The sequence below is a fragment of the Roseibium aggregatum genome (assembly GCF_017309185.1).
Classification (GTDB): Bacteria; Pseudomonadota; Alphaproteobacteria; order Rhizobiales; family Stappiaceae; genus Roseibium; species Roseibium aggregatum_B.
In genome coordinates this window covers 506,150-518,267 of the sequence record NZ_JAEKJZ010000003.1, presented here as the reverse complement: position 1 = coordinate 518,267, position 12,118 = coordinate 506,150, and the positions used below count along the sequence as shown (strand labels likewise).

Genomic DNA, 12,118 nt, shown 5'->3' with positions numbered 1-12,118 from the left:
TCGGGGGAAGTCTTATTCCGCGACCTTCACATCCATCAGCAGAGGCTGATCGAAGGCGCCGATCGTGAACCCCTCAACATCGGCGGAGGTTACATAGAGCCACATCCAGCCCGGCGTGTAGAGCGGCACATGGATCGCCTTTTCCAGAAGATAGGCATTCACCTTTTTCACGATCTCCAGCCTTGCTTCCGTGTCGACCGTGGAGCGCATGTCCTCGAGCATGGCGTCAAGTTCAGGCGAATTATATCCCGAATAGGCGCCCGGTGAATGCCAGAGCTGATAGAGAATGTCCGGGTCGTACCAGGACCAGCCCATCATGTCGAAGGTGGCCTTGCCTTCGGTTTTCTCGTTTTCCTGCTTCACCCGTGCGTTGAGGGTGCCGATATCCATGATTTCGATTTCGGTCTTGATGCCGACCTGGGAGAGCTGGTTCTGGAAAATCTGCAGGATCCGCTCCCGGCCGCCGCCGGTCCAGGTCATCATGGTCACGTCGATGGGGTTGTCCGGACCGTATCCGGCCTCCGCCAGAAGGGCTTTCGCCTTTTCAGGGTCGTATTCTGCCAGGTGCTGCGCACAGAAGTCCTGGTCATTGCCGAAAACACCGGCCGCGATCGGGCACTTCTCGCGCTGCACCAGTCCCTCGAAACCGATGTCCAGCGCCATGTCGACATCGACCGCATGGGCCACGGCCCGGCGCACCCGTTCGTCGTTGAACGGCGGCCTGGATATCGTGAATTCGAAGAAAACGTCCTGACCGGTGGCTTCCGCGATATGAAGCGTCATGGACGGGTCGTCCTTGATGCTCGGGACATCTTCCAGCGGCGGTTCGATGATATCCAGTTCGCCCGTTTTCAGGCCTGCCAGACGGGTCTGCGCTTCTGGCACGGTGCGGATGATCAGCTTGTCCGCGAACGGACGGCCCTTGTTTTCCGTCGGGTGGCCGTAGTTGGTGTAGGTTTCATTGGCCTCCAGAACGATGCGGTCGCCCTTGGTCCATTCCGACAGTTTCCACGGACCTGTGCCCACGGCCTTGGTCGAGCCGAACTCGTCCCCGAAAGCTTCGTTGCTGTCGCAGATCATCGACGAGAACGGGTCCGCCATGAAGGGAACGAAGGCGCCGAAAGGTTTTTCGAACGTGACTTCGATGGTGGTGGCGTCCGGTGTGCTGACACCGGAGATCGGGCCCCAGGCCGATTTCGTGATGCTCGGTTTGTCTTCCGAAAGCGCGCGGTCGAAGGTGTATTTCACATCGGCGGAATCGAACGGCGTGCCGTCGTGGCAGGTAAGCCCCTCGTTAAGCACGAAAACGACCGTCATGCCGTCTTCGCTGACTTCGACGCTTTTCGCCATGTTGGGCCGGGGCATGCCGCTTTCGTCAAAGGCCAGCAGGGTATCGTAAATCTGGCGCCATGACTGCATGGACAGCGTGGTCGTGCTGGCATGCGGGTCCAGCGTGTCGCTGTCGCCGTAACGTGCCCAGACAATTTCCGAGGCCGATGCCGAAGCGGTCAGGCCGATCATGGCCACGCCGCCCAGGAAGGCCTGAAGCATTCGCGAAGTGTGTTTGCGCATGGTTGTGTCCCCGTCTTGATTAGGGCGGGCAATTGTTCTGTCCCCGCCAGCGGCGCGCCCGGAAGGCTGTGGGCCCGCTCAACTCGGAGAAATGCTTTCCGCAAACCGGTGCGGCGTCAACAAAATTTCGAAAATGAAACAACTTATTTCATATCTGACGATTTTTTGGGTGAAATAGTGAAAATTGCCATCATTTTTGGGGAGTGGTCAGTTGTGATCGGACAGCAAATCATCCCATTCGGCATGGATCTCGTCGATCATGTTCAGCCGTTCCATGGCGCTTTCGCCGATATAGATCGCCAGGGCCGAGCAGAGGTAATTGATCAGGCTGAGGGTCGGAACAACCGTATCGAACAGGCCCGTGCTGCGGGTCCTGCACCGCAGGGTCACGGTCGCGATGTCGTCTCCCGTCCGGGTCATCTGATCGGTGAGATAGACAACTTTCGAGCCGGCCCCGATCGCCGATTTCAGGACATTGCGGAACTGCGGAATGCGCTTCAGGACACCGAAGGCCAGAAACGCGTCCGAAGCCGAAATCGACGCAAATTCTTCCGCGACCGAAAAGCTTCCAAGCGGAATGAGACGGATATCCGGTCGGACGCGAATGAGCTGCGCACGGGCGAAATGGGCCAGCGGATAGTTGTCTGCAAAGCCCACAACCCAAAGCTTTTCGCCGCGTGCGAGGATATGAACCGCCTGGTCGAGGTGGTCTGATCTTTGCTGCTCGAGCGTGCGGACCATGTTCTGGACTTCACTTTGCAGATGAATGCTGAGGTCCGGCTTGTGGCTCCGGAACGTCTGCATGCGGGAGCCGTACTGGGACTGGCCGGAACTGATACCCTCCACCCGTGCCTGAGCCTGGGCCGCCTTGTAGCTGGGGTATCCCAGCAACCGGAAGAACCGCGCCGTGGTCGCCTTGGAGACGCCGGCGCGTTCGGAAAGCTGCGTGGCCGTCTGGTCGAGAATCGCAAGCGGATTTTCCAGCAGCACGTCCGCGAGGTAACGCTCGCCGCGTGACATCTCGTTATAGGCGTCAAGAATACGTTGGGAAAAGAGTCGGTCTTGCTGGAAAGTCGGCATGGTAAGGCTCAAAAAGTTTCATTTATGAAAAAATGATACCGCGAGTATGGTCAAGTCAAGTCCCAACATGGATAACCTGTCTGATTGACCGCGTTCAGGTCAGGGGATTTTCCGATGCTGATAGACCGAATTGACCTGTTTCATGTGGCCATGCCGCTGCGCGAGCCGTGGCGAACCGCGGCAAGCGACGAGACCGCCATTGAATCCGTTCTCGTGCGCATGACGTCCGGCGGTCTCGCCGGCTGGGGTGAGACGGCCCCTCACAGTGGCCCCAACTATTGCGAGGAATGGGCGGGTGGCGCGTTCCTTGTCCTTCAAAAGAAACTCGCACCGGCAATTGCCGGACAGACCCTAACCTCCGGGGAAGACCTCCAGGCTCTTTTGAAGTCCGTGAAAGGGAACACGTTTGCGAAGGCGGGGCTGGACCTTGCGTTTCACGATCTTCTCGCCCGGTCTCAGGACAGGCCTCTGTGGCGGCTGCTCGGCGGGGCCCGGCCGGACGTGCTGGTCGGAGAAGACATCTCGGTGGAGCCGACACTCGACCAGTTGGTCGCGAAAATCGGCAAGGCCGTGGAGAAGGGTCTGGCGAGAGTGAAGCTCAAGTTCAGGCCGGGCTGGGGTGTGGACATGGTCGCCGCCGTCCGCAGCGCTTATCCTGACCTGTTGATGCATATCGACTGCAACAGCGCCTTTACGCTCGACGATCTTGAAATGTTTCGCGCTCTCGACCGGTACGATTTGGCGATGATCGAACAGCCGCTCAGGCATGACGATATTCTCGACCATGCGGTGCTGCGCAGAAAGATCGCCACGCCGATCTGCCTGGACGAGACGATCACCTCCGTGGAACGCGCCCGGCAGGCGATCGAACAGGAGGCCTGTGACATCATCAACCTGAAACTCGGCCGACTGGGCGGGATCACGCCCACACTGCGGGTGCGCGAGATGTGCAAGGCCGCGGGCGTCGGCAACTGGATGGGCAGCATGCTGGAATCGGCCGTTGCCCAGAATGCGACGATCGCTTTTGCAACTCTGCCCAACATGACCTATCCGGCCGATGTCTTCCCGACTGAAAAATTCTACGAAGAGGACCTGGCCAACCGGGACGTCACCTACTCCGCGCCCTCCTATGTGACGGCGACGGAAAGACCCGGGATTGGCGTGGAACCCGATCCCGCGAAGTTGAAGCGCTTTACCGTGAACGAAGCCGTGATCCGATGATCCGACCCGGCGAGCCTACAGGGGATCGGGACGCCGCCTGGACACACAAAACCTCCAATAATGTAATGGACTTGCCTCAAAATCAGGGAAGAAGGCGTCTATGAATCCAGGGGCTATTCATCTCGCCAATTAGCAACCTGCCTGTTGCTTCCGATTGGCGACAACGACGCTCGCCCCGTACACCACGGTCGCAACCACAAAACCCAGCAAGGCGGCAATGTTGATATCAACTAACGTCAAGCAGAGAGCCACGACGAGCCCCGAACACATGGAGGCAACTGCGCCCCAGCGCGTCTTTCGCTTCAGATAGAGCGCACCAAGGGCCGCCGGCAGGAACACTGTTAGCGAATTGAAGGCCGCGATGACATTTGAGAGCACGTCACCGAAGGCGAGCGCGGTCATTGTCACAAGCACCATCAAGCAAAGGATAATCCACCGCAGTGCCGAAAGCCTTCGGTCGCCCAGCGCCACCGTCAACGGCATGACGAATGTATCGATGGACGACATGATGCAGGCGGTGAACATGGCCGTGGCCGACCAAGCTGCACCCGGTGGCATCAATCCGGAAAAGGTATCGAAAACGGAGCCGCCGCCCGACCAGTATCCGGCCAGCGAAATCATTGCGTAGCAAGCGCCGCAAACCACCGCCGCTCCCAGATAGCTGGCCACCGCGACCCTATCGCTACTCGCCACCGTAACGCGCTGCCAATTGTCAACGGCCAGCACGGCGCTCCACGGAAGGAGCAGCCAGATCCCGATAAGGATTGTCGGCTGAAACGGCTCAATCTGAAGGAAGTCGACCGATGCCCCCGAAAGCTGAGGCAACCCGAGCGCGGCCACGGCAACCGCACCCAATATGATGGCTGATTGCAGAATGTCCGTCGTCACGGCCGCGCGGTAGCCGCCCACAAGCAGATAACCCGTCAGCACAGCCGCGCAAACAATCGTTGCCAAAGCGGTCTGCCCTGCAAAAAGACTGGCAGCAATGACGCCCAGAGCGCTTAGCTGAACCGCGGAGCGCAGGATGAAGACCACCGCGATGGGAAGCCACGTAAGCCAATTCCCTCTGGTTTCATGCGATCGCGCAATCAAGTCGATCAGGCCGATAGCCCCCACTGCCGCAGCCCGCCGGCGGATCAGAGGCGCCATGAGCGCGCAGAGTATCAGGCCGAGCGCATAAGAAGCGGCGATCGAAAACCCGATCACCGGGCTCTGCGAGGCAAACAGGAACAGGGCGACAAACGTACCGATCCCGATGTTCCCACAAATGGCCCCGGCCGCCGTGGCCAAAAAGCCGTTGCCCCCTTTGTTGCTGACGAAAGCACCGATCGGGTCGTCACCTCGAAATCGTCGCTGAACCGCAAGGGACGCGAGCAGAGGCAGCAACAGCACAATGGCGATCGCCAACATGCTGCCGAAACGGGGATCATGCATTCCGGTTATTTCCCGTCGGCCAGAAGTCCAAGAGGCCCCTGAAGCAACCGTGCCGTCAGTTCGGTCTGACCTTGCACGCCGACCTTTTCGTAGACCCTCTTCAGATGCGTCCGGGTCGTGTGGATGGACACGTCGAGTTGGCGCGAAATTTCGGTTGGCGACAGTCCATTGACCAGGCAGCACGCCGCCTGTGCTTCCTTAGCAGTGAGGCCATAGCCGAACTGAAGCAGCTCATGAAATGTGTCAGAGAGATCACGCGTCTCGGTATCCGCAGCCCGCAAGATCATCACACCCGACGCCCCCTGCCTGTTTAAGGATGTCTGGCGTAGAGTTTGCGGCCGAAAGTGAAAACCGACCGCCTTTCCCCCGACCATCAGCAGCGCCTCACCCTGGCTCTTGCGGGATTTGTTTCGAAAATCCGTATTCAGCAGCATCGCCAAAGCGTTGCTCAGGGCCACCATATCTTCGCTGTCCGCATCAAATCGAACACCTCCGACGAGGGTCGAAACAGCTTCCATAAAGGGACGGTTTGCATAGGAAATTTCGAAGTCATCGTTGACGATGGCCATGCCGATCTCGAAGCGCTCGATCACTTCATGCAAGACAGCACCGACGGCGGCCGAGCGCATGATCTGCCGGTTGAGGCTAAAGGACCGATCCCAGTGCGGCATCAATTCCGCAACTATGGTCTCCAGCTCTTGCTCCTCCAGACCGTTTTCGCCGGAAGCCGCAAAGGCCACCCGATACAGCATCTCGATCCAGCGGTTATCATCGGAGATTGCACCGTAACAAAGCTCCACCAGCGCGTCCGGCTTCAGCTCATGCCGAAAGTCTGCCAGGCCCAGGCGCTGAAGGATGTCCTTGCTCACCCCTTCGATTCCGCCGCCATCAGCGGCTTCACGCGATGTGTTGTCGGGATTGAGCGGGAGCCCTTCGCACCAATCATTAATAATGCTGGAAATTCCAAAGCGTCGATCTTCGGCAAACAAGGCGGTGCGCCCGCCTTCGACGCAGTGGCTCTCAACGTCATAAACACCCACTTTGTTGAAATGCTTCCGGATCGGGGCGATGAAGCGGCCATTCGCGGTCATCGGGTCATCCCCGCCATACAACAGAAGAACCCGGGTGCCCTCTTTCACCTCAATGTTGCGAGGCCATTTCCATGCTTTTTCAATTCCGCGGAAAAGCTCGTAGAAATATCCTGTCGTGGGGGTTGGCCAGGCATAGGGATCATCCAGGATGGATTGGGTGAAAGCCTTGTCCGACGAAATGACATCGATCAGGTTTTTCCGGTCTTCCAGGTGCGCTCCCAAGAACGTGTAAAGCTGGTAAAAGGTCAGTTCATCGGGGCGCTCTGGTGGATGTAGAAGCGCTCGAACCCGCGTTATGCTTCTCGCAAGTTTCATCAAGCCCGGCTGATTGGGCGGCGGCGTCACGAACACAATATTGCGGGCGAGATCAGGCTGAGCCTTAAGGCATTCGAGAACCAGAAGCGCCCCGATATTGGGCGCGACAATAAGCCGGTCCTCCCAGGGGATGCCGTCGAAGGCAGCCTCGAGCCCCAACTTGAAATCGCTGACCAGGTCATCCCAGCCGCGACCGATTTCAAGATGTGCGTAGGGCGCACGCTCTGACACTGAATAACCATGCCCGCGCAGGTCAATTCCGTGAACGGTCCAGCCCCGGTCGGCCAACCCTTGCATGGTCTGCGAGATATTCAGCGTATGGAGGGCTTGGCTATGGGTCACGAAAGCGGATTTTCCGCTGGGTTTGTCTGCTGGAAAGGTTCTGAAGACGAGCGGCACGCCGTCCATCGTGACTATGTTGCGTGTTTGCATATTGGATTGGCTGGAACTGAGGGCACTGCGAGAGAACATCATCGAATGTCAACTGCAGGTACAATTACTTCTCGGAAAGAGCCCTCGAATTACCATGCCGAAACCGGCAAGTAAATGACAAACTATTGTTTTTTATCTCAAATTGACTGAGTAGAACCATCTAGGCAACTAGGTGACACTCGAAACCCAGTGACGATTTCGTTTTGGCGCCAGGGACACCGGTGCATTTCAAGCGTGTTCTCCGGCGCGCCAGGACTTAGCCTGCGGCCCAAAAAGTCAGCGGTTGAGAAACCGGCTGTTCACCCACCCCGTCGTCGGCCCTTGTCTGGTCAGACACCACTCTCCAAGGCAGTGGTTGTTCACAATCTCGATCCCGCAACTGCCTGCTGCGAACGTTCCGATCCGGCCATAGTCGGCACCTGGACCTGAACGAACATTCAGATAGGAATTCACTCCTGTCACGCAGCCCGGGCGGCCGACATTGGCAGGCCTGCCTGCACCGGCTCGCAAGGCATTGAACTGCAGGTTGGCGTTCGGACCCGTGTAGACGTTATCGACGATCCGGCAGCTCATACCGGAAAGAACCGGGGCAGCACCGCTCAGCTTGAAGCTTTGACCGGGCACGAAATCACCATAGACGTAGTAGTCGACCTCGCCGCAATTGGCATTGAAGATGCGGCTCATACCCTCAAGATACCCGTTGGAGACCTTGCCATCGAAGAGAAGCGTCCCAGGCCTGACGCCGTGAGCCGACAGCCCCTGTCGCGGCTTTTCATAGTAGATGCGAACGGAGGAGCCACTGACCTCCACACGCATGGTTGAGCCGTTGTGTTCGTAGCGATGGTCAGCCGCCACTCCGGGCGCCACGCTGGCGGCGATCAGCCCGACACTCATGATGAGCTTCATAATCCTGTGCATGGGGGGCTTCCTCAATTTTGCTCTGGCTGAAGATAGCGGCCCGGAAGCCAGCCATTGCCATCAGGGGTCACAACTTCACACCAACGGGCGTCCAGAACGGACAATTGGGCGGCGCGCGACGCGGCTTCGAACCCGATATTGTCAACATCCGGATCACAATCGTTCAGTTGCAGCGCGCGCGCATCACCTGACAGCGATCTCACAATGCTCTCACTGCGTGACGGCCCCGCACGCAGCGCAACGGCTCGGCCCGGGGGGACGCCGCGCAACCGATAGGTGAATTTGTAGATGCCAAAGCCCGGATTATCGAAGTCCTGGTCCGGGTCCGGGTCAGACTGCTCACCTTGATGCGTCTGCCAGTTGGGCGTCACCCCACCGTTATGCGCGTTAAGCTCCACCAACAGCACTTCATCGGCGACAATAAGCGTTCCGCGTGGGTTAGCGCTGCCAGAGCGTGGAAACTCCACAATCAAACGCCCCGTCTTTCGCTCGCCGGATCCATCGGCAAACGTCGTCAGATCAAAGGCGGCGGCCTCGTCGGTTTGCTGGGCAAGCGAAAACCGGGTTTCGGCCGAAGCACCGTTCACGAAAAAATTGGCGAGGTTGCCGGAAGCCTGCAGGTTTCGACCACGCCCGGACATCGTGACATATCCCAGAGACTCGCCGGTCTCCTCATAGAGGCCCCAGGTTCCCTCCAGCGCGCCGCCGCCACCCGGTGCAGGCGCTGGTACCTGCGTGTTGCGGCGAGACGCCGTGATGCTGTTTGGAAGATTGTAGATGCGGTTCAAGTAAGTGGAATTATAGCCTTTGCGGAAACGGTTCGGGAAACGCCGCACCTCGTCGAACACAGCCCTCATGCATTGTGAGGTTTCGCAGATGTGCGTCCGCGCCGTCGCAAACCCGTCGTAATCCCAACCTCGTTGGGGATGGTGAATGGACGCGCTGAAAGAGGTCACATCGCGGCGCAGAACCAGGAGACGGTCCTGACTGTCTCCCGGCAGCCGGAACGCGACGCGAAACTCTTCTCCAATCCCGCCATTCGAGGGGTTGAGAAGGCCAACTCCGCTCGTTTTCACATCCACGAACCCACGCGCATCGGCGCTTGCAACCAGATCCCGGCAAAAGCCCAAGTGCATGGTCTGCGGACATTGCCCGCCCGGTCGCGCGTAAATGGACAGATCAATGGATGCGGTGTTCTGGCTCCGGTAGTGGATGACATCGGCGCTGATCTCGAATGCCGGGCCGACATTCACCAGATCGTAGCCACCGTACCAACGGCTTAACCCCGTGCGCGGGTTCTGGCCCGTGTTGCTGTTGGCGTTTGCGTTCCCGTTCTCCTGCAGCACGTTTCTGCTGCCGTTGAAGGACAGCCAACTCAAGAACGGCCCTTCGGTGAAATTCACGTCTTGCTCTGGAAAGCGCCGCTTGATCTGACTGGCAAACTTGAGCGGCGCGACACGGCTCGCCGTACGCGTGGCCATCCACCGGTTCCGGCTTTTCAGCTCAGGCAGCCCATCCTTGCTCCAATTCCAGACACCAACCATGCGATCGTTGGCGCGCCGCCACAAAACCGTGCCCCACTGACCGTTGTTCCAATAGAACACTGCATGGGCTGTCTTGCGGTCCGGCCCGACGATGCCCTCGATCGTGCCATTGTCCGCGTAGTCACCGTAAAGCCGATCGCCTTCCTGGATCAGCCGTAGCTGACCGTAGTTGCTGTCCCAGTTCCCGGTCCAATCGTCCGCACGCGCCGAAACGGCTTCGAGCAATACGATGGCGAGTGTCATCACCAAGCGGAGGGTCATGGCAGGATCACCTGATTGTCTTCACCGTAGGAAAAGCCGGGGGCTTGGCCGTCTGCCCGCTCGATCATCAGGTCTCCCAGCGGACGGCCGTTCGGCATGATCTGCGTCGCGTTCATTTTCCCTCCCGGAAAGAAGCAGGAAGCAAAAACATCGCACTCCGATTGCCCTGACTTACAGATCTCGAAATGGCCGTTGCCCATGCTGCGAGGTTGGAAAACCATGCGCTCAAGCGGCTTGCCACGCTCAGCAATGCTGCAATCATAACGCCCATTGTTCACCTGGCAGGTGCCTGCCGCTTTAGGCTTGAACGGATTGTCTTCCGGCCCCTTTGGATTGACGAAGCGTTTCACAAAGACTTTTCCATCGGGGTAGATCACGACCGGACTGCGTTGGCAGCTCTGCGCATGCATCGGATCATCGATGATTTCCTCAAGCGGACTGCCCGGACCGTACATGACGAAGACGCCAGCAAGAGTTGTCGGGTTGCCGGTCTCCGCCTTGTGCAATTCGAAGGTGGTCTCATTGTCGGAGAAATCATCGGTTGCTGCGTCTTCCGACGGTTCAATCGGCGAAGATGGCTCTTGTCCTTCACCGCTGCTCCCAAGATCCGCACGTTGAACCAGGCAACCGGTATATTTCACCTTCAGCTGCTCAAGGCACCCGATGTAGGCGCGGGAATCCAGATATCCCTTTTCATCGGCATTCAGGCGCTCGCCTTCACCCACCTCAAGGCGGATATCAGCATAGTCGCCAGGGACATCGATCATGAGCCGGCTGCGTCGATCGCCATACCCCTCGCCGCCAACGCTCACACCCCAGGTACCGGTGGGAACGTAGAACGGTGTCAGCTCACCCTTGGAAACTCCACTCCCCTTGATCCAGGATTTCACGTCGCCCGGTGACCCGGCGTACCAATATGTTGTCTGCCGCTTGACCGGAGTTCCATCTGCCTGCCGCGCGTCGAGATAAACTCTCGTTGCGTCGAAGGAGAAATCAAACTCCGTGGTTCTGCCTCCCTCGACCTCGACAAGTCGCTCGGCGGAGGTTGTGTTGTCCAGATTGCCGCGCACGAGGTAAGTCCCCGGCGACAAGACAACCGTCAACTGATCCATGTTTGCCGATGCCACCGGCTCCTCAGAAACCGCTTGATCGTGCACCTCGAAGACTTCGAAATTGACACGACGACGTGAGCCACCGATTGCGGTCGGGAACGGTTCGCCCTTCGCGTAGGGCAAATCGGGGTTGATGAAGACATTGAGTGTCAGCGCTGCCGAGAGAGCCGCCTCGATCACATGCTCGCCATCGCCTTCAGGCACTTCAAAGGCGTACCGGACCGTGTAGCCGCCGTTCGTCCCGCCATCACGCTGAAAAAGCCCCACATATGAACCCGGCTCCAACGTCGCGACCGCAGAGTTGCCATGCGCTTCGGGGTACCGAAACTCGAATGCACCGTCCGCGATGGCTCCACCATCAGCTTTTTCAACGACACCGCTTAGCTGGCGAATGCCGATCTGCTCGCCATCCGGTGTGTCGCGAAAAATGAACCGCACATCGCGCTCCATCGGCAGAAAATCATCTTCACTGGGGGCAATCGGCTCGGCTTGCACAGTGAGCCTGAGTGCATCGGACAACTCTTCCGCGTTCTTGGCTGACAGGTACATACCGCCCGTATTCTCGGCGAGGCATTGCACCTGGCTTCCTTCGTCCTCCGACAGTCCGAAGCCGATCACATGCGTGGTGAAATCAATGCCAAGGGACTCCAGTTCATTCGCCAGTGCACATGGATCGGCGTTGCAGGTCTCGATCCCGTCCGTCACGAGAACGACCGTCGCGGCATTCTCAGTAAATTTCAGCTCTTCCGCCGCGATGCGCACCGCATCTGCCAATGGCGTCTTGCCCTTTGGTTTCAGACGATTGGCGGCCCCCACCATCTGCGGCACGGTCTGGCTGGCCGGACCGGTTGGAACCACCGTTTCAATGTCTGAACACAGTCCCTTTTCGCGATGCCCATAAGCAATCATGCCGATATTTGCGTCGAGAGGAACCTCACCCAACACGCCGGAAAGCGTTTCACGCGCGATCTCGATCTTGGTCTTTCCCTGGATCTGCCCCCACATGGATCCGGAACCGTCGAAGACAACCATCAGATCGCTTGCAACAGCACTGGCCGTGCCACAGGCCAGAAAGGCCGACGCAAACGTCAGTTTTCTTAGGTTGAGAAGGGTCATGCTCGCTCCAAAGCTAGTCGTT

At 58.5% G+C, this 12,118-nt stretch carries 8 protein-coding genes; 1 reads left to right on the top strand and 7 read right to left on the bottom strand.

Going from position 1 to position 12,118, the window contains the following annotated elements; genetic code table 11:
• Nucleotides 1-12: 12 nt before the first annotated feature.
• Entirely contained in the window at nt 13-1,572 is a 1,560-nt protein-coding gene (locus JF539_RS17530) for an ABC transporter substrate-binding protein (RefSeq protein WP_209017376.1), read from the bottom strand.
• A 207-nt stretch (nt 1,573-1,779) separates the two neighbouring features.
• Nucleotides 1,780-2,652 (bottom strand): MurR/RpiR family transcriptional regulator, encoded by an 873-nt coding sequence (locus JF539_RS17525; protein ID WP_207141983.1) that lies wholly within the window; start codon nt 2,650-2,652, stop codon nt 1,780-1,782.
• Between the two features lie 114 nt (nt 2,653-2,766).
• On the opposite strand from JF539_RS17525, the gene menC reads away from it, so the two are divergent.
• Nucleotides 2,767-3,873, top strand: a complete 1,107-nt coding sequence (gene menC / locus JF539_RS17520; RefSeq protein ID WP_207141982.1) for an o-succinylbenzoate synthase — start codon at nt 2,767-2,769, stop codon at nt 3,871-3,873.
• Between the two features lie 129 nt (nt 3,874-4,002).
• On the opposite strand, the gene JF539_RS17515 is transcribed toward menC, so the two are convergent.
• The 5 genes from JF539_RS17515 to JF539_RS17495 form a co-directional block, all read right to left on the bottom strand.
• Nucleotides 4,003-5,307: a hypothetical protein gene (locus JF539_RS17515; protein WP_207141981.1), complete on the bottom strand. Its 1,305-nt coding sequence runs from the start codon at nt 5,305-5,307 to the stop codon at nt 4,003-4,005.
• 5 nt (nt 5,308-5,312) lie between these two features.
• A complete protein-coding gene (locus JF539_RS17510) occupies nt 5,313-7,145 on the bottom strand; it encodes a serine aminopeptidase domain-containing protein (protein ID WP_207141980.1) in 1,833 nt (610 codons plus the stop codon).
• A 276-nt stretch (nt 7,146-7,421) separates the two neighbouring features.
• Entirely contained in the window at nt 7,422-8,063 is a 642-nt protein-coding gene (locus JF539_RS17505) for an SH3 domain-containing protein (RefSeq protein WP_207141979.1), read from the bottom strand.
• Nucleotides 8,064-8,074: 11 nt separating this feature from the next.
• Complete coding sequence (locus JF539_RS17500) at nt 8,075-9,868, bottom strand: hypothetical protein (RefSeq protein WP_207141978.1); 1,794 nt, start codon at nt 9,866-9,868, stop codon at nt 8,075-8,077.
• On the bottom strand, nt 9,865-12,096 hold the full coding sequence (locus JF539_RS17495) for a vWA domain-containing protein (protein ID WP_207141977.1): 2,232 nt from the start codon (nt 12,094-12,096) through the stop codon (nt 9,865-9,867). Before JF539_RS17495 ends, JF539_RS17500 begins: the two co-directional genes overlap by 4 nt.
• Between the last annotated feature and the right edge of the window lie 22 nt (nt 12,097-12,118).